Annotated in this window: 24 protein-coding genes; 14 read left to right on the top strand and 10 right to left on the bottom strand. The window is 67.4% G+C overall.

From position 1 onward, the window contains the following. Positions 1-72: 72 nt before the first annotated feature. The 4 genes from V7672_RS14520 to V7672_RS14505 form a co-directional block, all read right to left on the bottom strand. Positions 73-750 carry a fasciclin domain-containing protein gene (locus V7672_RS14520; RefSeq protein ID WP_335625283.1) on the bottom strand — a complete coding sequence of 226 codons (678 nt, stop codon included), beginning with the start codon at positions 748-750 and terminating at the stop codon, positions 73-75. A gap of 161 nt (positions 751-911) precedes the next feature. Continuing rightward, positions 912-1,787, bottom strand: a complete 876-nt coding sequence (locus V7672_RS14515) for a 4-(cytidine 5'-diphospho)-2-C-methyl-D-erythritol kinase (RefSeq protein ID WP_335625282.1) — start codon at positions 1,785-1,787, stop codon at positions 912-914. Positions 1,788-1,793: 6 nt separating this feature from the next. After that, positions 1,794-3,566, bottom strand: coding sequence for a tetratricopeptide repeat protein (locus V7672_RS14510; RefSeq protein WP_335625281.1), 1,773 nt, complete (start codon positions 3,564-3,566; stop codon positions 1,794-1,796). Positions 3,567-3,625: 59 nt separating this feature from the next. Continuing rightward, complete coding sequence (locus V7672_RS14505) at positions 3,626-5,383, bottom strand: electron transfer flavoprotein-ubiquinone oxidoreductase (RefSeq protein ID WP_335625280.1); 1,758 nt, start codon at positions 5,381-5,383, stop codon at positions 3,626-3,628. Between the two features lie 125 nt (positions 5,384-5,508). On the opposite strand from V7672_RS14505, the gene V7672_RS14500 reads away from it, so the two are divergent. Together V7672_RS14500 and V7672_RS14495 are read left to right on the top strand one after the other, a co-directional pair. Further along, a complete protein-coding gene (locus V7672_RS14500; protein ID WP_335625279.1) occupies positions 5,509-6,372 on the top strand; it encodes a uracil-DNA glycosylase in 864 nt (287 codons plus the stop codon). Positions 6,373-6,501: 129 nt separating this feature from the next. After that, positions 6,502-8,154, top strand: a complete 1,653-nt coding sequence (locus V7672_RS14495) for a lytic transglycosylase domain-containing protein (RefSeq protein ID WP_335625278.1) — start codon at positions 6,502-6,504, stop codon at positions 8,152-8,154. 197 nt (positions 8,155-8,351) lie between these two features. On the opposite strand, the gene V7672_RS14490 is transcribed toward V7672_RS14495, so the two are convergent. Next, positions 8,352-9,005: a glutathione S-transferase family protein gene (locus tag V7672_RS14490; protein WP_335625277.1), complete on the bottom strand. Its 654-nt coding sequence runs from the start codon at positions 9,003-9,005 to the stop codon at positions 8,352-8,354. A 93-nt stretch (positions 9,006-9,098) separates the two neighbouring features. On the opposite strand from V7672_RS14490, the gene purB reads away from it, so the two are divergent. The 3 genes from purB to V7672_RS14475 all read left to right on the top strand — a co-directional run bounded on the left by purB (position 9,099) and on the right by V7672_RS14475 (position 11,103). Next, the gene (purB, locus tag V7672_RS14485) at positions 9,099-10,400 is read left to right on the top strand and encodes an adenylosuccinate lyase (RefSeq protein ID WP_335625276.1); all 1,302 of its coding nucleotides are present in this window, start codon (positions 9,099-9,101) and stop codon (positions 10,398-10,400) included. A gap of 116 nt (positions 10,401-10,516) precedes the next feature. Beyond that, the gene (locus V7672_RS14480; protein ID WP_335625275.1) at positions 10,517-10,747 is read left to right on the top strand and encodes a hypothetical protein; all 231 of its coding nucleotides are present in this window, start codon (positions 10,517-10,519) and stop codon (positions 10,745-10,747) included. Next, on the top strand, positions 10,735-11,103 hold the full coding sequence (locus V7672_RS14475) for a fasciclin domain-containing protein (protein ID WP_335625274.1): 369 nt from the start codon (positions 10,735-10,737) through the stop codon (positions 11,101-11,103). The genes V7672_RS14480 and V7672_RS14475 overlap by 13 nt, the downstream gene beginning before the upstream one ends. A 142-nt stretch (positions 11,104-11,245) precedes the next feature. Here the strand turns inward: V7672_RS14475 and V7672_RS14470 are convergent, their stop codons facing one another. After that, the gene (locus tag V7672_RS14470) at positions 11,246-11,569 is read right to left on the bottom strand and encodes a DUF1476 domain-containing protein (protein WP_335625273.1); all 324 of its coding nucleotides are present in this window, start codon (positions 11,567-11,569) and stop codon (positions 11,246-11,248) included. Between the two features lie 282 nt (positions 11,570-11,851). Here V7672_RS14470 and purC point away from each other — a divergent pair, with 282 nt between their 5' ends. The 4 genes from purC to V7672_RS14450 all read left to right on the top strand — a co-directional run bounded on the left by purC (position 11,852) and on the right by V7672_RS14450 (position 13,769). Beyond that, a complete protein-coding gene (gene purC / locus V7672_RS14465) occupies positions 11,852-12,610 on the top strand; it encodes a phosphoribosylaminoimidazolesuccinocarboxamide synthase (protein WP_305489884.1) in 759 nt (252 codons plus the stop codon). Beyond that, a complete protein-coding gene (gene purS / locus V7672_RS14460) occupies positions 12,610-12,843 on the top strand; it encodes a phosphoribosylformylglycinamidine synthase subunit PurS (RefSeq protein WP_335625272.1) in 234 nt (77 codons plus the stop codon). The genes purC and purS overlap by 1 nt, the downstream gene beginning before the upstream one ends. Before the next feature lie 12 nt (positions 12,844-12,855). Then, a complete protein-coding gene (locus V7672_RS14455) occupies positions 12,856-13,221 on the top strand; it encodes a hypothetical protein (RefSeq protein WP_335625271.1) in 366 nt (121 codons plus the stop codon). An 83-nt stretch (positions 13,222-13,304) separates the two neighbouring features. Then, the gene (locus V7672_RS14450) at positions 13,305-13,769 is read left to right on the top strand and encodes a YbhB/YbcL family Raf kinase inhibitor-like protein (protein WP_335625270.1); all 465 of its coding nucleotides are present in this window, start codon (positions 13,305-13,307) and stop codon (positions 13,767-13,769) included. A 3-nt stretch (positions 13,770-13,772) separates the two neighbouring features. Here the strand turns inward: V7672_RS14450 and V7672_RS14445 are convergent, their stop codons facing one another. Next, positions 13,773-14,306, bottom strand: a complete 534-nt coding sequence (locus V7672_RS14445) for a DUF4199 domain-containing protein (protein WP_335625269.1) — start codon at positions 14,304-14,306, stop codon at positions 13,773-13,775. 91 nt (positions 14,307-14,397) lie between these two features. Next, a complete protein-coding gene (locus V7672_RS14440) occupies positions 14,398-14,811 on the bottom strand; it encodes a helix-turn-helix transcriptional regulator (protein WP_335625268.1) in 414 nt (137 codons plus the stop codon). 58 nt (positions 14,812-14,869) lie between these two features. Between V7672_RS14440 and V7672_RS14435 the strand changes: the two genes are divergently transcribed. Together V7672_RS14435 and purQ are read left to right on the top strand one after the other, a co-directional pair. Further along, positions 14,870-15,589 carry a hypothetical protein gene (locus tag V7672_RS14435; RefSeq protein WP_335625267.1) on the top strand — a complete coding sequence of 240 codons (720 nt, stop codon included), beginning with the start codon at positions 14,870-14,872 and terminating at the stop codon, positions 15,587-15,589. A gap of 33 nt (positions 15,590-15,622) precedes the next feature. Beyond that, positions 15,623-16,285 carry a phosphoribosylformylglycinamidine synthase subunit PurQ gene (gene purQ, locus V7672_RS14430; RefSeq protein WP_335625266.1) on the top strand — a complete coding sequence of 221 codons (663 nt, stop codon included), beginning with the start codon at positions 15,623-15,625 and terminating at the stop codon, positions 16,283-16,285. Between the two features lie 39 nt (positions 16,286-16,324). Here the strand turns inward: purQ and V7672_RS14425 are convergent, their stop codons facing one another. After that, entirely contained in the window at positions 16,325-17,101 is a 777-nt protein-coding gene (locus tag V7672_RS14425; RefSeq protein ID WP_335625265.1) for a hypothetical protein, read from the bottom strand. A gap of 99 nt (positions 17,102-17,200) precedes the next feature. Continuing rightward, positions 17,201-18,076, bottom strand: coding sequence for a hypothetical protein (locus V7672_RS14420; protein WP_335625264.1), 876 nt, complete (start codon positions 18,074-18,076; stop codon positions 17,201-17,203). A gap of 132 nt (positions 18,077-18,208) precedes the next feature. Between V7672_RS14420 and V7672_RS14415 the strand changes: the two genes are divergently transcribed. Genes V7672_RS14415 through purL form a run of 3 tightly spaced genes read left to right on the top strand, consistent with a single transcriptional unit; the run spans position 18,209 to position 22,426 of the window. Next, positions 18,209-19,357, top strand: coding sequence for a helix-turn-helix transcriptional regulator (locus tag V7672_RS14415; protein WP_335625263.1), 1,149 nt, complete (start codon positions 18,209-18,211; stop codon positions 19,355-19,357). Between the two features lie 30 nt (positions 19,358-19,387). Further along, the gene (locus V7672_RS14410) at positions 19,388-20,197 is read left to right on the top strand and encodes a hypothetical protein (RefSeq protein WP_335625262.1); all 810 of its coding nucleotides are present in this window, start codon (positions 19,388-19,390) and stop codon (positions 20,195-20,197) included. 33 nt (positions 20,198-20,230) lie between these two features. Then, a complete protein-coding gene (gene purL / locus V7672_RS14405; RefSeq protein ID WP_335625261.1) occupies positions 20,231-22,426 on the top strand; it encodes a phosphoribosylformylglycinamidine synthase subunit PurL in 2,196 nt (731 codons plus the stop codon). Positions 22,427-22,430: the final 4 nt, after the last annotated feature.

Below are 22,430 nucleotides of genomic sequence, written 5' to 3'. Positions count from 1 at the left end.
GGCCGTTAAGCGGCGCATAGACAAATGGCCCCGGCGCATGTCCGGGGCCATTCATCGATCCGACGGCGGGGCTTATTCCGGAGTCGTCGGCAGGGGGTCGTTCGGCCCCATCGCGTCCTCGGTCGGCTCTTCCGGCAAGGTCGGCGGCGTGGATTCGACGGCTACGGCCGCCTCCTCATCGCCCATGGCCGCCTGCGACGCCGCCGGGCTCAGCACGGTATCGATGGCGAAGACGGCGCCATTGGCGGTCTCGATGTCGGCCTCGACCACCGTCGCGGCATCGACGCGGATGGCGTCACCGGTGCCGTCGAACTGCACCTGGGCACCAGCCGCAGTCGGCACGCCACCGCGCAACCCCATGATCTGGTCAGAGGCCACATCGGCAGCGATCACATGGTACAGCAGCAGCGCGCGCAACTCGCCGAGATTGGCCGGATCCATCAGCCGGGTGCGCTCTTCCTCGGGCAGGGCCGCAAAGGCCTCATCGGTCGGGGCGAAGATCGACACGGCGGCCTGGTTCTCCAGCACGCTCGTCAGCTCCGCCTGCTCCAGTGCGGCCAGCAGGGTGGTGAAACGTCCATCGGCACGCAGTACTTCGGTCACCGAAGGGGCCTGAGAGGCCTCCTGCGGCGAGGCCGGCATGGTCTGCACGGGCGGGGTCGTGGGCGGGGTGGTTTCCTGGGCCAGGGCGGGCCCGGCGGCGATCAGGGCGACGGTGGCAACCGCCGACAACATGGCTGTCTTCAACATCGTAAACTCCATGGTTCGGTGACGCCGGGTCGGGGAAGGACCGGCGTGAGGTTCACAGGAGTGATCTCTCCAACATGACAATCCATTCATGTTCGGTGAAGTTTCAGCTTGACCGCAAATGCCCTGAAATGACCCCGGACGGGGCCAGGATGCGGCGAAAATCAGCCGAGGCGGGCTGGCCGCACCCACCAGTCGGGATGGGCACCCCCCAGCGCCTCGGCCGCTTGGGCCGCCGCGACCGCATCCTCGTAAAGGCCGAACACGGTGGCGCCCGAGCCGGACATCCGCACCAGCCACGCCTGCCCCTCGGCCCGCACCGCCTCCAGCGCCGTGCCGATGACCGGAGTATTCAACAGCGCCGGGGCTTCCAGATCATTCCTCTGGTCCGCCAGCCAGTCGATGACGGTCCCGACCTCCCAATCGGTCGGATCCGCCGGCCGCTCGGCCTGCCCCACGCCCAGCCGGTCATAGGCCCCATAGACCGCCCCCGTCGGCGACGGCACGCCCGGATTGACCAGCACGGCATGCAAGGTGGGTAGCCGTGGCTCGGGCGTCAGCACCTCGCCCCGCCCCTCGGCCCAGGCGGGCGTAGATGCCAGGCACATGGGACCGTCCGCTCCGAGCGCCCGGGCCACCTCGACCAGCACCGCATCGTCGAGGTCCGGCGCCAGATAGCGGGCGGCCAGCCTCAGCGCCGCCCCGGCATCCGCCGAGCCTCCGCCCAGGCCGGCGGCGACCGGCAACCGTTTGTCCAGCGTCAGCGACAGGGCGGAGGTCTCCAGACCGGTGGCCTCGTCCAGCGCCGCCAGCGCCCGCAGCACCAGATTGTCGGCTTGCGCAGCCGGCCCCCCTGTCAGCGCCTCGCCGAACGGCCCGACCACCGACAGGCCCGGTGGCCCGTCCGGGTCCAGCGCCAGCATGTCCCCGACGTCGGCGAACGCCACCAGACTGCACAGGGGGTGATAGCCGTCAGCCGCGACCGGCCCGACATGCAGGAAAAGATTGATCTTGGCCGGAGCCGCCTCGACCCATTGCATGGGGTGTCAGGACGCCCCGTTGGCCGAAACGGTCGGGGGCACGGGCAGGCCCGCGTCCAGCTTCTGCTCCACAGCGGTCCGAAGATCCGCGTCCGGCTCGAGCGTCAGCACGCGGTTCCACTGGAACACCGCCTCGCGCCGCCGCCCGACCTGCCAATAGGCGTCGCCCAGATGGTCATTGATCACGGCATTGGCCGGTTCGCCGTCGACCGCGCCCTCCAGAATGCCGACCGCCTGCTCATAGCGGCCCTGCTGGTAGCGGGCCCAGCCCAGCGAGTCCTGGATATTGGCATTGCCCGGATCGATCTCGGCCGCCCGGGCGATCAGCTCGGCGCCTTGGTCGATACGCCGCCCGCTGTCCACCCAGATATAGCCCAGATAGTTCAGAATGTTGGGATCATCGGGCCGCGCCTGCATGGCCGCCCAAAGCTCGGCTTCCGCCTCATCCAGTCGACCCAGGGCGTCATACAGCCCTGCCCTGAGGAAACGCACCGAGAAGTCCTGATCCGCCGTGTTCAGCAACGGCCCCTCGGCCAGCGCCAGCGCCTCCTCATAGCGTTCCAGATCGGCCAGCTGCCCGGCCAGCAGATAGGCGATCCGCGGATCCTTCGGAGCGGCGGCGAAGGCCCGGTTCAGCTCGGCGAGGGCGTCGTCCGGTCGGTCCTCCTGCTGATAGCTCAGCGCCGACTGGATCCGGGCCTCGACATAATAGCGACCGGCGTCCGGCCCAATGCGCGCAAACGTATTGCGGGCCGCCACCTCAAGATCGGCCTCGGCCAGGCTGACGCCGACGTTGAGCAGGGTTTCCGGGTCGGGCACCAGCGCATAGGCCAGCCGCAGATAGACGGCGGAAAACTCGTGCCCGCCCTCGATACTGGCCTGCAGGGCGGCATTCTCCAGTGCCAGGGCCGCGCCTTCGCGGAGCGTCAGCAGGGCCGGTGGCCGTCCCCGTCCCGCGGCGCGCGCCCGCGCGGCCTGAAGCGACGGATCGTCTCCGCCCTCTGCCCGGGTCGCGTCATAAAGAGCCACTGCATCGGCCCGGCGGCCCCGCCGCTCCAAAAACTCGCCATAGGCCAGGGTGAACAGCTGGCGCCCGCCCCGGCTGGCGATCAGCCGCTGATACTCGGCCTCCGCCTCGACGTGATCCCCGCGGAGTTCAAGCAGGTGCGCCCGGTGCGATCGCTGGAACAGGCTGTTGATGTCATTGGCCCGGGTCTGAACCGGTGCCAGGGCCCGCTCCCAATCGCCGGCAGACGCCGCGATAAAGGGGGTGACATAGGTCCCCGGTCGCGCATGCGGACGTCCGATCGGCTGGGTGGCGACCACCGCATAGGCGGCCGCCGCGTCCCCGCGCAGCAGATGCTGCACCGCCTCGACCAGTCGCCCGGCCTCGGACAGCACCGGCGGCACCGTCTCCCCCTCGGGGGACAGTCGCCCCGCATAGGCCAGATCGCCGCCGATCAGCGACGAGGTAAAGGCCTGCAGCTGAAGGGTCTCGACGTCCGGCGCCAGAACCTGGGCCCGGCGCAGATAGTCGGCTCCGATGCCCGCCTCGCCCTCGGTCGCCGCCAGCCGTCCGACCAGGAACAGGCCATAGACCGACCGCCCCTCATCATCGACCGGCACCGGCGCCCAGACCTCGGGCATGGGCGTGGGCGGTGGGACCTCGGCCTCGCCTGTCGGCAGAGGCGGGACCTCTTGCGCCAGGGCGGGCGCGGACATCACCCCCAGCCCGAGAGCAAGGACAGAACAGGCGGCGAGGGAGGAGAGACGCTTCATGCGATCAAGCCTTCACGGTTTGCGGACCGTCCGCAAGAGCCCCCGCCCCACACGCGAACCTACATATTGGGATAGTTCGGCCCCCCGCCCCCCTGCGGCGTCGTCCAGACGATGTTCTGCGACGGGTCCTTGATGTCGCAGGTTTTGCAGTGGACGCAGTTCTGGGCGTTGATCTGGAAGCGCGGATTGGATTTTCCGTCCTCGTCGTACAGCACCTCATAGACCCCGGCCGGGCAATACAGCCGCGCCGGTTCGCCGTACTTCGGCAGGTTGACCTGGATCGGCACCGAGGGGTCCAGCAACTTCAGGTGCGCCGGCTGGTCCTCGTCGTGGTTGGTGTTCGACACGAACACCGAGCTCAGTTTGTCAAAACTCAGCTTCCCGTCCGGCTTGGGATACGTGATCGGCTTGTGCATGGATGCCGGCTCGGTCGAGGCCGCATCCGTCTTGCCGTGGCCGAGCGTCCCGAACGGCGACCAGCCGCGGAACAGGCTGGTGATCTGCATGTCGATCCCGCCCAGCAGGGTGCCGAAGAAGGCGCCGTATTTGGACAGCAGCGGCTTGACGTTCCGCACCAGCTTCAGCTCGCGGGCGATGTCGGACGCCTCATAGGCCGTCTGGTATTCGACCAGCTCGTCGCCTGAACGTCCGGCCTTCAGCGCGTCGAAAGCCGCGTCGGCGGCGAGGATGCCCGAGCGCACGGCATTGTGGCTGCCCTTGATGCGCGGCACGTTCACAAAGCCCGCCGAACAGCCGATCAGCACACCCCCGGGGAAGGCCAGCTTCGGCACCGACTGATAGCCGCCCTCCGTGATGGCGCGCGCGCCATAGGAAATGCGCTCGCCGCCCTCCAGATGCTCGGCGATGGCCGGGTGATGCTTGAAGCGCTGGAACTCGTCGAACGGCGACAGGAACGGGTTCTTGTAGTTCAGGTGCACCACGAACCCGACCGACACATAGCGGTCGCCGAAGTGGTACAGGAACGAGCCGCCGCCGGTCTTGTCGTCCAGCGGCCAGCCCAGGGTGTGCTGCACCAGGCCCGGCTGATGCCTGTCAGCCGGCACCTGCCACAGCTCCTTGATGCCGATGCCGTATTTCTGCGGCTCGGCCGTGTCGCACAGGTTGTGGCGGGCCATGATGGTCTTGGCCAGCGAGCCGCGCACGCCTTCACCGATGAAGACATATTTGCCGCGCACCTCGATGCCGGGCTCGAAGTCGTCAGTCGGCTTGCCTTCGCGGTCCAGACCGAACACGCCGGCGATCACGCCCGCGACGCGGCCTGACGGCTCGTCCCACACCACATGGCTGGCGGCCATGCCGGGATAGACCTCGACGCCCAGCGCCTCGGCCTGTTCGGCCATCCAGCGGGTCAGATTGGCCAGCGAACCGACATAACAGCCGTGGTTCTTCATATAGGCTGGCTGCGGCAGCAGGGTGATGTCCAGCTGCCCCTGCGGGCCCAGCACCAGGAATTTGTCCTTCGTGACGGCGGTCTCGAGCGGGGCGCCCTTCTCCTTCCAGTCGGGGAAAAGCTCGCTCAGACCCGTCGGGTCGATCACGGCGCCCGACAGGATGTGCGCCCCGACTTCCGAGCCCTTTTCCAGCACGGCGACCGAGACCTCATGGCCTTCGGCGGCGGCCTTCTGCTTCAGGCGGATGGCGGCGGCCAGACCGGCCGGGCCGGCGCCGACGATGACGACATCATATTCCATGGCCTCGCGCTCGGCCCCGGTCAGGGCCTCCACCGCAGGCAGGCGGTCGATAACGGCTTCCTGCCAGGCGTTCTTGGCTCCGCCTTCGGTGGCATCCTTGGCCATGTGGTTGGCTCCCCTTGCAAACTTTGTCCGAACCCGGTTCGGTCCGCTGTTGATCCCTTATCAGAAGGTGACGTGGGGGTGGTCAAGGCTTACACCCCCATCATCAACCCTGTGACCCGGCCTGCATGAACGCTTCACCCGCCGCTTCGGATGCCCTGACCGCGCTTCTGGCCTTCTGGCACGATGCGGGCGTCGAGGACTGTTTCGGCGATGCGCCGGTCGACCGTACCCGCGAGGCGCCACCACCGCCGCCCGCAAAGACGGCCCGCACGCCTGCCCCCGACCAGCCCGGCACGGTCACGCCGCTCCGGGCTCCTGTGGCTTCGGCCAAGGTCCCGACCGACACGGTCGCCGAAGCGGTGGCCCTCGCGCGAACCGCAGCGAAGGCGGCGGATTCGCTCGAATCCCTGGCCGAGGCGATTCGCGGCTTCGAGGCCTGCCCCCTCAGCGGTATGGGTGCGCGCCAGGCGGTGGTCTGGCGCGGCGAGGCCACCGCCCCCGTGATGATCGTCGGCGAAGGCCCCGGCGCCGAGGAAGATGCCCAGGGCCTGCCCTTCGTCGGCAAGGCCGGGCGCCTGCTGGACCGCATGCTCAAGGCTGCGCAGCTTGAGGGAAAGGTGATCATCACCAACACCGTCTTCTGGCGTCCGCCCGGCAACCGCACCCCCTCGCCCGAGGAACAGGCGATTTGCGCCCCCTTCGTCGCGCGCGCCTTCGAACTGGTGAAGCCGAAACTGGTGCTGACCGTCGGCGCCGCCGCCGCCCGCGCCATCCTGCACAGCAACGAGGGCATCACCCGCCTGCGCGGCAACTGGGGCGACTGGCATCTGGCCGAGGGCGGCACCTCTGCCCCCGTCATGCCGACGCTCCATCCAGCCTTCCTGCTGCGCCAGCCCCAGGCCAAGGCCATGGTCTGGTCCGATCTGCTGGCGCTCGCAGCCCGTCTCGACACCCCGTCTCAGGCGCCTGACTCAAAATCGCCCCATTGAGGCGACAGCTATCGACCCCCGTCCAAGGGGGCAATGCAGGCTGGCATCGCCCTTGCCCCTTTTTCGAAATCCGGCAGTCACCTGACCGGATACGGGACACGGGGAGTAAGAACGATCCAAAGGGGCGGCATGATCACGGGCACAGTCACACGGCCATGGCACACGGTTCTGGCAGGGTTGCTGCTGGCGCTGGCGGTGGCCCTGCCGGGCCTGGCCATGGCCCAGCCGCGCGTGCTCAGCAACTCGGACCGGCTCAGCTACACCACCGCCTATGATGCCCTGCGACGCGGCGACCTCGAGACCGCCCGCGCCTCGGCCCGTCAGGCCGACGACCGCGTCCTTCTGGGCCAGGTCGAATTCGAACGCCTGTTCCACCCCGACTATGTGTCCAGCTTCGAGGAACTCAGCGCCTGGCTTGAGGACTATGCCGACCTGCCCGAGGCCCCGCGCGTCTATGCCCTCGCGCTCCGGCGCCGCCCGGATGGCGCCCCGGAACCGCGCCGCCCCCGGCGGGTCGATGGCCGCACCTGGGAAAGCCTGACCGAGGCCGAGGGCGCCAAGGCCGCCCGCATCGCCCTCAATGCCGACAACCTCGCCGACGCCCGCGCCACCGGTATGGCCATCGGCGACTGGTGGGTGGTGGGCCTGGCCGCCTGGCGGATGGGCGACTTCCCCGCCTCCTTCACCGCCTTCGAGCGCGTGGCCTGGGACCCGACCGAGGACGCCTGGGTCCGCGCCGGCGCCGCCTTCTGGGCCGCGCGCGCCGCCGCCCAGTCCGGCCAGCTGGAGCAGATCGAACCCCTGCTGCGCCTGTCGGCCTCCTGGCCCGCGACCTTCTACGGCCAGATCGCCCTCTATCAGCTCGACATCGAACCCACCCTCATCAACTGGGGCCCCCAGGCCTATTCGGCGACCCAGGACGAGGGCCTGCGCGCCATCGCCTTCACCCCCGACATCCGCATCGACGACGAGAGCCTGATCGCCTTCATCGAGCGCGATCCGCAGGCCCGACGCGTGGTCGCCTGGATCGAGGTCGGCCGGCTGGACGACGCCCGCGAGCAGTTCCGCCTCGGGCTCCGTTCGGCCACGACCGAGGAGGACCGCAAGCTGTGGTCGGCGCTCGGCCGGGCCTTCTCGCGCCAGCTGACGCCCCGCGCCCGCGATGCCGAGGTTATCGACGCCGCCCGCTATCCGATGCCGCTGCTCGAGCCCGAGGGTGGCTTCGTCATCGAGCGGTCGCTGGTCTACGCCATCGCGCGCAAGGAGACCGACTTCAATCCGCGTGTCCGCTCGGGCGCCGGCGCCTATGGCCTGATGCAGGTGATGCCGACCACCGCCGCAGAACTCAGCGGTGACCGCAGTTTCGTCTCGGATCCCGAACGCCTCTATCAACCGGGCGTGAACATGCGGCTGGGCCAGGCCTATGTGATCAAGATGCTGGGCCTGTCCGCGTTCAACGGCGACGTCCTGCGCACCGTGGCCTCTTACAACGCCGGACCCGGCCCGATGCTGGGCGCGCTGCGCAAGCTGGGGCCCGATCCCGATCCCCTGCTGCTGATCGAGACCATCGATGTGCCCCAGGCCCGCGACTATGTCGAAAAGGTCATGGCTGCCTATTGGATCTACCAGCGCCTGCAGGGCCGGCCGTTGAACACGCTCAAGGCCCTGGCCACGGGCCAGTCCGGCATTTCCATCTATCTGGATTTCGTGCCGCCGCCGCCGCCCGCCCCTGAGGGTCAGGCTCCGGAGGCCGCACCGTCAGATCAGGCTACTGAGCAGTAGGGCGCACAGGCTGCAGGCCACCACAATACTCACCACCACGCTGACCCAGCCGGGCTGGGCGGCGTTGACGGGTCCGGGGGCGACAGGCGAGGGCATCGGGAACTCGGGGGTTCGAGGGCGCGTTCTTCGTCGAACGTGCCTGACCCTGCCACTGTTCCCCTAAAAAGCGGTGTTGGGTGACGGTTAACCGCCCCCTATCAGGCCCGTTCCTTCAGACCGGCCTCGCTCCACTCCAGAAAATCGGCCTGGGACAGCAGGGTCCGGCAATATTCGGCCGCCGTCCCGTCATCGCCATGGGCATCCAGGTCGATGCGGAAATGGCGGAACCGCGCCGCCACCGGCGTGAAGAACGCGTCGGCGATCGACCAGTCCCCGAACAGATATGGCCCGCCCTCGCCGAAGCGCCCCTTGGCGTCCTTCCACATCGCGACCATGCGGCGGATGTCGGCGGACAGGGCCTCGGACGGCACATGCGCCTCACCCGGCTCACCCACCATCGGATGGTCCGGCCCCATGCCCAGATCATTGCGCAGGGTGCCGAACGCCGAATGCATCTCGCACACCACCGACCGCGCCACCCACCGCGCGGGCGGGTCGACCGGCCACAGCCGCGCATGGGGATAGTGTTCCTCGGCCCACAGGGCGATGGCCAGACTGTCCCAGATGGTCACCCCCTCCACCTCCAGCGCCGGCACCTTGCCGGCCGGTGCATGACGGGCGATCTGGTCGGCCGTATCGGGCCGGTTCAGGGCGACCATCACCTCGTCAAACTCGGCCCCGCACCGCTTCAGGATCAGCCACGGCCTCAGCGACCATGTGGAATAGGCCTTGTCTCCGAGGATCAGCTTCATCGTGGGGCTCCCTTGCTGTCAGCGACTGCATGGACCCGGCCCGGATTCGCCGCAACCTTGACTCACCCGCCGTGCCGACCCAAACGCCAGCCCATGATCACGCGCTATTCCCGCCCCGCCGCCACAGACATCTGGTCGCAAGAGACCAAATACCGGATCTGGTTCGAGATCGAGGCCCATGCCGCCACGAAGATGGCCGAGCTGGGCACCATCCCGGCCAGCGCCGCCGAGGCCATCTGGGCCAAGGGCAAGGACGTGACCTTCGATGCCGACCGCATCGACGAGATCGAGCGCACGACGAAGCATGACGTCATCGCCTTCCTGACCCATGTGGCCGAGATCGTCGGTGAGGAAGCCCGCTTCCTGCACCAGGGCATGACCTCGTCCGACGTGCTGGACACCTGTTTCTCGGTCCAGCTGGCGCGGGCCTCGGACCTGCTGATCGAGGGCGTCGACCGGGTCCTCGCCGCGCTGGAAACCCGGGCGAAGGAGCACAAATTCACGCCCTGCGTCGGCCGCAGCCACGGCATCCATGCCGAGCCGGTGACCTTCGGCCTCAAGCTGGCCGGCTATCATGCCGAGTTCCAGCGCGCCCGCCGCCGTCTGGTCACGGCGCGCGAAGAGATCGCCACCTGCGCCATTTCGGGCGCGGTCGGCACCTTTGCCAACGTCGATCCGGCGGTCGAAGCCTATGTCGCCGACAAGATGGGCCTGTCCGTCGAGCCGGTCTCGACCCAGGTGATCCCGCGCGACCGTCACGCGGCCTTCTTCGCCGCGCTGGGCGTGGTGGCCTCCTCCGTCGAGCGTCTGGCCGTCGAGATCCGCCACCTGCAGCGCACCGAGGTGCTCGAGGCCGAGGAATTCTTCGACAAGGGGCAGAAGGGCTCGTCGGCCATGCCGCACAAGCGCAATCCGATCCTGACCGAGAACTTGACCGGCCTGGCCCGTCTGGTCCGCTCGGCCGTCACCCCCGCCATGGAAAACGTCGCCCTCTGGCACGAGCGCGACATCAGCCATTCCTCGGTCGAGCGCGGCATCGGCCCGGACGCCACCATCCACCTCGACTTTGCCCTGCACCGGCTGGCCGGCGTGGTCGAGCGACTGAACGTCTATCCGGCCAATATGGAAAAGAACCTCAACCTGCTGGGCGGCCTCGTCCATTCGCAGCGGGTCATGCTGGCCCTCACCCAGGCCGGCGTGTCGCGCGAGGACGCCTATGCCGCGGTTCAGGAGAACGCCATGAAGGTCTGGCGCGGCGAGGGCCGCTTCCTCGACTTCCTGAAGGCCGACGACCGGGTCATCCTGTCGCAGGCAGAGCTCGAGGCCCTGTTCGACATCGGCTACCACACCAAGCACGTGGACACTGTTTTCGCACGTGTTTTCGGGAACAGCTAAGGCCGGTCGCGGACATGTGATCCGGTCACCCCATTTCTGACCGACGCATCCTTTTCGGGTCTCAACAGTATCTCCCTGACTGCCGCCCTGTGCGGTTCGTCTCAGGAGAAGCAAAAATGAAATTTACCCGCATCCGCGTCATGACTGCCGTATCGGCCGTCGCCATCCTCGGCCTGGCCGCCTGCAACAGCGAGCCGGAAGCCCCCGCCACCGACGCCATGGAACCGGCCGCGACCGACACCATGGCCCCTGCTGCTGACGGCACCGTTGTCGCCGTCGCCCAGGGAACCCCGACTTCTCGACCCTGGTCAGCGCCGTCCAGTCGGCCGAGCTGGTGGATACCCTGAACGGTGCAGGCCCCTTCACCGTCTTCGCCCCGACCAACGCCGCCTTCGAGAAAATCCCGGCCGAGACGCGTAACGGCCTGATGCAGCCCGACCAGCGTGACGCCCTTACCGGCATCCTGACCTATCACGTGGTTCCGGGCCGGGTGGATGCTGCGGCCCTGACCCAGCAGATCGACGCGGGCGGCGGTTCGGCTACCCTGACGACCGTGCAGGGCGGCACCCTGACCGCCACCGTCGTTGACGGCACCGTCACCCTGACGGACGAAGCCGGCAACACCTCGAAAGTGGTGATGGCCGACGTCGCCGCCTCGAACGGCATCATCCACGCCATCGACACCGTGGTCATGCCGAACTGATCGAGCGACCTTCGTTCCCGCGCGGCCTCATCCTTCGTCGCGCGGGACCGAACCGGGTGATCCATGAAGTCACCCAAAACGAAATGGCCGCGTCCTCACGGGCGCGGCCATTGTCGTATCTGAATCTGGAATGCGACGACGATCAGACGTCGTTTCGGACCTGGTCGCGGGCGATGGAGGACAGTTCGTCCATCTTGCTGCGGATCTCGCCTTCCGAGGCGGTCAGGCCAGCGCCCTTGAAGTCACCGGCGATCTTGCGGAACACGTCCTCCTCGCCCGGCTGTTCGAAGTCGGCGCGGACCACGGCGGCGGCATACTGTTCGGCGCTTTCGGCGGACAGGCCCATCTTTTCAGCGGCCCAGAGACCCAGCAGCTTGTTGCGCCGGGCCATGACCTTGAACTCCTGCTCCTGATCGAGGGCGTATTTGGACTCGAACCCTTTTTCCCGATCGTCGAAGGTGGTCATGGGCGTCAAATGCTCCTGTCGCGGGCCCCGTGTTGGCGCGCAGGGCGGTCTATACCCCGCCCGTGACCGAACGCAACAAAAGTCGTTGTCGCAGGAGGCAGGATTGGCACCCGCCCAAGGTTTGTCACCCGGCCCGGCTTCCGCTAAGGAGGGCCACCATCCCTTCCCCCTCAACGGCCTGGCCTTGCCCTCAGTCTTTCGCCCCGGATATTCCCGGCCCGAACGGCGATTCCAGCCCGCGAGTTCCTTCGTCCCGCCGGTGATCCGGCCTTCGGAATGCACATGAACGCCAAGCGCAAGAAGCTCTATGAAGGCAAGGCCAAGATCCTCTACGAGGGGCCCGAGCCCGGCACCCTGATCCAGTATTTCAAGGACGACGCCACCGCCTTCAACGGCGAGAAAAAGGCCCAGCTTGAGGGCAAGGGCGTCCTCAACAACCGCATCAGCGAATTCGTCATGTCGCGCCTGAACGGCATCGGCGTGACCAACCACTTCATCAAGCGGCTGAACCTGCGCGAGCAGCTGATCCGCGAGGTCGAGATCATCCCGCTCGAGGTCGTGTGCCGCAACGTCGTGGCCGGCTCGATGAGCCAGCGCCTCGGCATCGAGGAGGGCACCCCCCTGCCCCGCTCGATCATCGAATTCTACTACAAGAAGGATGAGCTCAACGACCCCATGGTCACCGAAGAGCACATCACCGCCTTCAACTGGGCCACCACCCAGGAGCTGGACGACATCCTGGCCATGACCGTGCGGGTCAACGACTATCTGTCGGGCATGTTCGGCGCGGTCGGCATCACCTTGATCGACTTCAAGATCGAGTTCGGCCGTGTCTGGGAAAACGACTTCAGCCGCGTCATCCTCGCGGACGAGATCAGCCCCGACAGCTGCCGCCTGTGGGATTCCACCACCGGCGAAAAGCTGGACAAGGACCGCTTCCGCCGCGACCTGGGAAATGTCATCGAAAGCTATACCGAGGTGGCCCGCCGCCTCGGCATCATGAAGGATATGCCGACCGTGATTCAGGGGGGACTGCACTGATGGCCAAGGTCAAGGTTCACATCTTCCTCAAACCCGGCGTGCTGGACGTGCAGGGCAAGGCCGTCGAGGGCGCCCTCAATGGTCTGGGCTGGACCGGCGTCAGCGAGGCCCGCGTCGGCAAGCTGATCCAGTTCGACTACGCCGGTGACGACGTCGAGGCCGAGGTCAAGAAGATGTGCGACACCCTGCTCGCCAACACGGTCATCGAGAGCTACCGTATCGAGGTCGATTAGGGAGGTCGGGTCATGCACATCGAAGACGAGGCGACGTCGCCGACCCTTGCGCCGGTCGATCCTGCGCACAGTCCCGATCTGCTGCTGTATGACCTGTCCAAATATCTGCTGACCTTGTGTCTGCTGGTCCTCGGGGGCGTGCTGACCGTTACCGGGACGGCTGACGAGGCCCCTCCGCCGGCCACCCTGCTGGTGATCATCGCATCGCTGGCCATCAGCGGCTTTCTGTCGATCAGCTGCATCAGCACGATCGTGAAGGCGCGCTACGCCCTCCAGCCCGCGCCGCGCTACGTCCGGGCCGTCAACGGGCTCGCCCTCGCGTTTCTGGGGGCGGGCGTCGGTGCCTTTCTCGTCATCTGGGTCAATCGGCTGATCTGAGCCGTCGCGAACCCCGGGTCGAGAACATCCGCGCGCGCCACGCATTCCTCAGGGACAGACGCAAGAGGAACAGGAGCAACGCCATGACCTTCACCCTTACCTCCACGGACATCACCGACGGCGGAATCCTGCCCGACGCCCAGGTCCAGGCGAAGGGCAACACCTCGCCGCATCTGAAGTGGTCCGGCGCGCCGGAGGGCACAAAGTCCTACGCCATCACCGTCTTCGATCCCGATGCCCCGACCGGCTCGGGCTTCTGGCACTGGACGGTCGCCAACATCCCCGCCGATGTGACCGAGATCGCCGCCGGCGGTCCCCTGCCCTCCGGGGCGGTCGAGGGCCGCACCGATTTCGGTGAGCCGGGCTATGGTGGCGCTGCCCCGCCCCCCGGCCACGGCCCGCACCGCTATATCTTCACCGTCTTCGCCGTCGACACGGACCGTCTGGAGGTCACGCCCGAGGACTCCGGCGCCAAATACGGCTTCAACCTGCATTTCCACACGCTCGCCAAGGCGTCGATCACGGCGACCTACGAGAACGTTGGCTGAGGTTCATGCCCGCGCCCGCGCCGGCAGGAAGCGGCTGTTGCGCAGCAGGATGGCGCTGACGATCGACACCAGCAGTCCGACCGGAAATATCTCCGCAAAAGTCATCGGCAGGCGATAGAGGGGGGACTGGTAGGCCACGGCCATCTCGCGATAGCTGGCCTCCAGCTGGCGATAGGCCTCCCCTGACAGCCCCTCGGCGCGGCGCGCTTCCAGGGTGGCGGTGATGTACTGGTCCATGAAGGCATAGTCGGTCGCCGCCAGATAGATCTCCCAGACCAGCACATAGGCCAGCGAGGCCAGCAGGGCGATCGCCAGACCCACGCCCAGCGCCGGCAGGAAGCGGATCACTCCGCCGCGCTCATGGTCGCGGTAGCGCTTCACCCCCATGAACACCGCCGACATGCCCAGCAGCATGATCAGATAGCCCAGCCAGACATTGCCATGCGGCTGGTCGCCCGCAAGCGCGACCGTGCCGATGATCCCGGCGATGATGATCAGGCCGGCAACCAGCCCGTAGATGAAGATGATGCGCGCCATGACGGCCTCCCCGCTGATGTCAGCCCAACCCTGCGCCGGGATCGGGCCGGCGCCTATCACCCGAACGGGTGAATTCGACCGTTTCACCCGCTCAGGGGATCAGGCTGAGGTCGCGCGCCCGCCCCACCGCCTCGGTCCGCGTGCCCGCCTCCAGCTTGGCGAACAGATGGGCCAGATGAGTCTTCACCGTATTGGGCGACAGGCCGAGCGCGCGGGCGATGTCCTTGTTCGCACGTCCGGACGCCAGCTCCGCCAGCACCCGCATCTCCTGCCCGGTCAGACCCAGTGATCGAACGGCCGCCTCGTTGCGGATGAAATCGGGCCCGTGCCGACGCGTCGCAGTCTTCCACCCCAGCCAGATCCCGCCGACGGCGAACAGCGCCGCAACGATGGCGACGTAGACATCGGGCGCGATCACGCGCGTGGCCTTCTGCACCTCCAGCCAGGTGAGGACAAAGGCGCCGCCGGCCAGAACCAGCGCTGCAGTGGCGATCGTACGGATCATGGCGCCATGATGCGCGCGCCGCCCCGGCGGTCAATCCATCGGCCCTGCCACACACCCAATGTCAGATACCGTACACTGGAATTTCGATGGGCGGCTGCTACGCTTCCTTCATCAGGAAAAGGGGACCGACATGGAGCGATCGCGCCACAAGGGCACAACTGTATTCATCGTGGGGACCCTGCTGGCCCTCGGTGCCTGCGGGCGCGAGCCCCCTGAACCGGTCGATCCCAACACGAAGGCGGCGGTCAACTTTGCCAGCCAGTTCGCCCTGCTGTGCCCGAACGAGGGGTTCACCTGGGAGGCGTTCGACACGGCCGCGAAGGCGCTCGGCGCCACCCCGGACGACGGCGAACCCCGCCGCCCGCATGGCGTCCGCGACGCAGAGGTCGTCCGCGAGCAGTGGGTGGCCCTCGACCATCTGGGCCGCCGCACGACCGCCTGGATCGGCGAGCTGGGACCCGGCACGCGCTACGTCTATGGCGTCGCCGGGGTCGATCACACATCCGGACTGGTCTGCGCGGTGCACGATCCCGGCGTGACGCGTCAGGAAGCCCTCGCCATGACCCGCGGCTGGGAAGGTGGCACGACCACCGGGGCCGAGAAAACCGGCCCGAACCCCGAGGATTTCATCGTGCGCGCCAGGACCTGGGTGAACACGACACGGGGCAGCCCCTTCTACCAGGACGTCGAGATGTACACCTATGCGGAACAGGACGATGACGGCGCCATTCTGATCCGGCATCGCTACAACTACGGCGATGCGTCGCCAGCGTCCTGACAAACCCCGCGAACCCTGCTAGAGGCCCGCGCCATGAGCGCAGCCGTCATCGTCTTCCCCGGGTCCAACTGTGATCGTGACTGCAAGGTCGCCGTCGAGCGATCGACCGGCGCGCACGTCGACATGGTCTGGCATCAGGACACCACCCTGCCCGAAGGCCTCGACCTGATCGTCCTGCCCGGCGGATTCTCCTACGGCGACTATCTGCGCTGCGGGGCCATGGCGGCCCAGTCCCCGATCATGCAGGCGGTGAAGAAGGCCGCCGACGACGGCGTGGCCGTGGTCGGCATCTGCAACGGCTTCCAGATTCTGTGCGAGGCCGGCATGCTGCCCGGCGCCCTGTTGAAGAACGCCGGGCTGAAATACGTCTGCAAGCCGATCTCGCTCGAGATCGCCAACCCCAAAACCCGCTTCACGGCCGGCTATCAGGACCAGTCCGAGGTCATCATGACCCAGGGCAATGGCGACGGAAACTTCTTCGCCGACGCCGAGACCCTGGCGCGCATCGAGGGCGAGGGCCAGGTCGTCTTCCGCTATGTCGACAACCCGAACGGCTCTGTGAATTCGATCGCGGGCATCCAGAACGCCCGCGGCAATGTGCTGGGCATGATGCCCCACCCCGACCGCGCCTTCGAGGCCGAACTGGGCTCCGCCGACGGCGCCACCCTGTTCCGCAGCGTTCTGGACGCGGCCTGAGGGCTCGTCTCCCCCCGACGGATCATCGCCTCCCGGGCGTCATCCGCATCGGGCGCTCAGACCGACCCCCAGCTGGAAGCGCAAATCCTGCGGCAAGGCCGGTGCGCGACACGCCACCCAATAGACCATGTCCCCCGAAATGAGCGCGACCTGGCGCTGGCCTGCACCGATCAGATCCACGGCAGGCCTGCGTGTCTGGCAGTCATTCACCCGGCTGCTGTTCCCCGGCGTCGGATGGAGAACGCAGTAGGCGATGCGGACCCCATAACCGCAGCTGTTCGTGAAGTAGGGTGCCGCCCCTCCCTGCGGATAGACAGGCTGGACGCACTGGTTGTGGCTACTGGTGTCGATTTCAGACGCACCCGAGGCCTGACCAAACCCCGGCGGATTCGACGATCCGACACGGTTGGCTGTCCCGCCGTACGGGGAAGGGCCGGTTCCAGCGTCCACGCTGGCCGTTGTCTCGCGCCGGCGGGGCGTGCAGTCATCGCCCCAGCCCGCCTCACACCCCATCGTGTAGCGATGCGTCCGGCGGGCCACGCCAGAAGGCCGTCGACCTCCCGCCGCCCAATAGTCCTCGTACTCAACGGGCCCGTTGAAATAGCCGTCGACCATCTCTCCGGTGGAGCGGCTGGCGCCATAGGAACCGTCGCTTTCGGTCGCTGATCGCTGTTCCAGGGTGCCCCGGCCCTGCGCCCGCCCTCCCTGGCAGGCTCCGCTCCAGATCGCCACGGGCGGTGCAGCCGAGTTGCGGAACTCGGAAACCCCACACCCCGAAGTCGTGGTGATGTCGTTCCAGCGACCGGTCTGGGCCATGGCAGGATCGACGCAGACCAAGACCCCTGTCGCGACGGCTGCTGCGAGAATTATTCTGGGCATTTCATGCTCCGCTCATGGATTCGCTGAGTTGCGAAATCACCCAACCGGAAAGGCGTCGGTTCTCTGTCCGCCTCCCCGGACCCACCATTCGGAAAAGCCGAGGCACGCATTGCGCTCGCCCTCCTCGATGCAGGTGATTCGAACGACCGTCGCTTCCGACGGCGCCGGGTCTATTCCATTGCCGCTGATGCCATCGGGGTCGTTCGTCTGCTCACCCAGCGCGATGCGGCGTGCGGAGATGGAAAAGGTCGCGTCGCAGATGTTCTGGAAGTGCAGGACATGCACGACCCGGTGCCGGCGCTCATTGCTTTCGTTGCGCGCCTCGACCCTGGTCAGGGTCACACACGGCCGTCCCGTGTGCGGGTGCAGGAAGGCCACCGGCATGCCAGACTCCGGCGGATTCGCGGATTCAATTCCATCGGGACCGGGCTCGGAATCATTGGTGAGCCGGTTCGGCACGGGGCCGTTGTCGGACGCTATCTCTTCTGCATCCGCCGCGGCCATGACCACGCCGGGAGTGCAGGCCTGCATCGTGACCGGACATCCCATATTGTATTGCGACTGACGTTCGCCCGCTGGCCAGGACTCGCCTCCCAAGGACTCAAAACGGCTGATCGACACGGGTCCGTGCCAATATCCCCCCTGCATGGTTCCACGCTCTCGTTCCAGAATGAAGAACCCGTCAGCATCCGGCGCAGTTCGGCTTTCCAGAACGCCAGCGCCGGAAATCGGTGCGCCCGGAGCACAGGAACCACTCCATGCGAACGTCTGCCCCGGCACCAGGTAGTCGCGGTAGAACAGGCAGTCATTGGCGGTTCTGATCTCGAACCATTGGGTCTCTTGGGCCAGCACCGGCGTGGCCAGCGTGAGCATCGCGCCAAAGCTCGTCATGAGGAGTGTCGACGGTCTCATGAGCTTTTCCCCATCGTGTTGACTGTCGCTACAGCAGCACCGGGAGCCCGGCTGCGCATCATCCAAATGCATGACGGGAGTGGCCGCCCTGCCCAACCAGCGGTATATGAGACTTGAAGGAGGCCTGCGCGCGTGTCCGATCCAGTACGTCCGACGGTGGTGGCCGGGGCGCTCCTTCTGGAGGCCGCACTCGGAGACTGCGACTGGGATCGGGCCTTGCAGGCGGTCGCTGATGCCTGCGGGGGCCGCTCCGGACAACTCATCGCCCTGAATGCGGACGGCGAGATCGCCGTCCACCGGCTGACCAATGCGCCGGAAACCTTCATCGGGGACATCGAGGCCTTCGGGCTGGCCAATCCCGTGGTCAATCCCCGCGTCCGGATCGGGCGGCGCGCGGCGACAGGCGCCCTGATTGCCGATCAGGACTATGTCGATGCCGAAACCCGCGCCCGGCATCCGATCTACGCCGAAATGTTCGAGCCGAACGACTTTCCGTTCAACTGTCAGACCGTTCTGGGCCGCCGCGACGGGAGGCTGGTCCGCGCCTCGGTCACCCGCAGCCGCAAGCAGGGCCCGTTCGACGCCGCGGCCTTCCGGGCGATGGCCGAGCTTGTTCCGTCCCTTCAGACGGCGGTCCGGCTGGCGGCCGTCCTCGCCGAGGCACGGATGGCGGCAACCCTGCAGGCGTTCGAAACCGTGAAGGCCGCAGCCTTTCTTCTGGATGGCGAGGGACGGATTGTCGGCCTGTCTGCGGCCGGGCAGGCCCTGATCGCGGACGGGTCCCTGCTGACCGCCCGGTACGGACGCCTCAAGGCCGCCTGCAAGATCGACCAGCCCGTGCTCGATCATCGCCTGGCCACGGCGCTTTCCGCCGCGAAGCAGGGCTTGCCTTCACCGGCACCTCCAATCTGCCTGCGCGCGATCGACGGTCGGGCCGCGCGCGAGTTCGATGTCCAGTCGCTCCCTCTGGAACGGAGCGCACTCGGTCAGGGGCCTGCGGTTCTCGTCATCGCCCTGCCCACCCGGGCCGCGGCGGATCCCCTGCAGATGATGCAGACGCGGTATGGGCTGACCGGCGCCGAAAGCGCCATCGCCGCCGGCCTGGTCAATGGACTTTCCCTCACTGGCATCGCCGCCGACCGGGGCGTCAGCCGCGCGACGGTCCGGTCCCAGATGCAGGCGATCTACGCCAAGACCGGCACCCATCGACAGGGCGAGTTGGTCGCCCTTTTGCTCGCACCCGACGCCGCCCCGGGCCCGGGACGGACCCCTCGTCATTGAACCTTTGCCATTCCGGTGCGTAATGCCGTCATGCAAACGCCCGACGCCCTCTCGACCGCACTCATCCGCCGCCTGATCCTGCTTTCGGCGGTGATCTTCGCCATCGCCATCGGCTATTCCCAGACGGCCATCGGCTGGGGCCAGAGCCCGGCCGAGTTCTCGGCCGACAGCGACGAGACGCTGAAGGTCGCCAGCTACGCCTTCGCCATCTGGGGTCTCATCTATCTGGGCCTGTTCGCCCATGCGGTGTTCCAGCTGCTGCCGCAGGGGCGCGACCGCCCGTTGACCGAGGCGCTGGGCTGGCCCGCGGTCGGCGCGCTGCTGGGCATCGGCTGGTGGGTCGTGGCCGCCGCCCTGGATGCCGAGATCACCACCATTATCCTGATCTTCGGCTCCCTGCTGGTGATCCTGATCCCCCTGCTGCTCAAGGCGCGCCAGATCCGCGCGCTCGGGCGCAAGGATGCCGAACTGTGGCTGACCGCCTGGCCGCTGATGCTGCTGGCCGGCTGGCTGACGATTGCCGCCCCGGTCAATCTGCTGACCGTGGTCACAGGCAACGACGCCCTGCCCGACATCCTGCCGCCGACCTCCTGGGCCATTCTGGCGGTCGGACTGGTGGCTCTGGCGGGGCTGGTCGTCACCGCCCGCCTGCGCCAGATCGCCTACGCCCTGCCCATCGCCTGGGGCCTGCTGGCCGTGTTCGTGGCCGAGCAACCGCGCAATGCCCTGCTGGCCTATGTGGCCCTGACCGCAGCCGTCGCCGTGCTGGTGGGGGCCATCATCCTCAGCTTCCGCCTCCAGCCCGTCAGAAATACGCAGCCGACCGATCCGCAAGGCTGACTCCGGCAGCGAACCTCGCTAGAAGCGCCAGCCATGAGCGCACCGAAATCCATGGCCGAACTGGCCGCCGAATACGGCCTGTCCCCCGCCGAGTATCAGGTCGTCCTCGACCGTCTGGGACGAGAGCCCAATGACGTCGAACTGGGCGTCTTCTCGGTCATGTGGTCCGAGCACTGCTCGTACAAGTCGTCGAAGATCCACCTCGGCAAATTCCCGACCAAGGGCCCGCGGGTCATCTGCGGCCCGGGCGAGAACGCGGGCGTCATCGACATCGACGACGGCGACGCCTGCATCTTCAAGATGGAGAGCCATAACCACCCCAGCTTCATCGAGCCCTATCAGGGCGCGGCGACGGGCGTGGGCGGCATCATGCGCGACGTCTTCACCATGGGCGCCCGGCCCGTGGCCCTGCTGAACGCCCTGCGCTTCGGCGACCCGGAGCATGAAAAGACCCGCCGTCTGGTGTCGGGCGTCGTCTCGGGTATCGGCGGCTATGGCAACTGCGTCGGCGTGCCGACCGTGGCCGGCGAGACCAATTTCCACCGGGGCTACAACGGCAACATCCTGGTCAACGCCATGTGCGTGGGCCTGGCGAAGGCCGACAGCATCTTCTACTCCGCCGCCCCCGGACCCGGCCTGTCGGTCGTCTATTTCGGCTCAAAGACCGGTCGCGACGGCATCCATGGCGCCACCATGTCCTCGGCCGAGTTCGACGACGAGTCGGAATCGAAGCGCCCCACCGTCCAGGTCGGCGACCCCTTTGCCGAAAAACTGCTGATCGAGGCGACGCTCGAGCTGATGGCCTCGGGCGCGGTCGCCGCCATCCAGGACATGGGCGCGGCCGGCCTGACCTCCTCCTCGGTCGAGATGGCCGGCAAGGGGGGCGTCGGCATCGAGCTGGACATGGACGCCGTGCCCCAGCGCGAAACGGGCATGACCGCCTATGAGATGATGCTGTCCGAAAGCCAGGAACGCATGCTGGCCGTGCTCAAGCCGGGCCGCGAGGAAGACGGCTATCGCATCTTCAAGAAGTGGGGCCTGGATGCCGCCGTCATCGGCCGCACGACCGACACCGGCCGTCTGGTTCTGAACCATCACGGCAAGGTCGTCTGCGATGTGCCGCTGGCGCCCCTGTTCGACGACGCCCCCCTCTATGACCGGCCCTGGGTCCAGCCCGAACTGCACCCCCGGATCGATCCCAAGGATGTGCCCGCGCCCGACAGCTGGCCCGACGCCGTGCTGAATGTGGTCTGCTGCCCCGACATGGCGTCCAAGCGCTGGCTGTGGGAGCAGTACGACCGCCACGTCATGGCCGACACCCTGCACGACTCGGCCACCGGCGCCGACGCCGGCGTGGTCCGCGTGCACGGCACGGACAAGGGGCTGGCGGTGACCAGCGACTGCACCCCCCGCTATGTCCAGAACGACCCCTATGAGGGCGGCAAGCAGTGCGTGGCCGAGGCCTGGCGCAACCTGACCGCCGTGGGCTCGCGCCCCATCGCCATCACCGACAACCTCAATTTCGGCAATCCGCAGCGGCCCGAGATCATGGGCCAGATCGTGCGCGCCATCGACGGCATGGCCGAGGCCTGCCGCGTGCTCGACTTCCCGGTCGTGAGCGGCAATGTCAGCCTCTATAACGAGACCAATGGCGTCGCCATTCCGCCGACCCCGACCGTCGGCGCGGTCGGCCTGCTGCCCAACTACGACGTCACCGTCGGCTTTGGCGGCATGACCGAGGGCGAGACCCTGGTCCTGATCGGCGAGACCCGTGGCGAGCTGGGCGCCTCCCTCTATCTCCGCGAAGTGCTGGGCCGCGAGGACGGCGCCCCGCCGCCCGTCGATCTGGCACTGGAGAAGAAGACCGGCGACTTCGTGCGCGAGCGGATCGAGGCCGGGGCCCTGACCTGCGTCCACGACCTCAGCGATGGTGGCCTGATCGGCGCGGCCGCCGACATCGCCCTGGCCTCCGACTGCGGCATCGAGCTGGATGCCACCTCGCCCGAACACGCCCATGTCCTGCTGTTTGCCGAGGATCAGGCCCGCTATCTGGTCGCCGTCGCCGATCCCTCGACCCTGATCGCCGACGCCCAGGCCGCCGGCCTGCACGCCTCGGTCGTCGGCCGCGCCAAAGGCCGCGACTTCATGTCCGGCGACCTGTTCCGCATTCCGCTCGACCACCTGCGTGAAATGCACGAAGGCTGGATGCCCAACTGGATCCAAGGATAGTCCG

The sequence above is a fragment of the Brevundimonas sp. genome, assembly GCF_036963785.1.
Taxonomy (GTDB): domain Bacteria; phylum Pseudomonadota; class Alphaproteobacteria; order Caulobacterales; family Caulobacteraceae; genus Brevundimonas.
The sequence above is the reverse complement of the archived record's forward strand: the minus strand, read 5'-3'. Positions and strand labels throughout refer to the sequence as shown.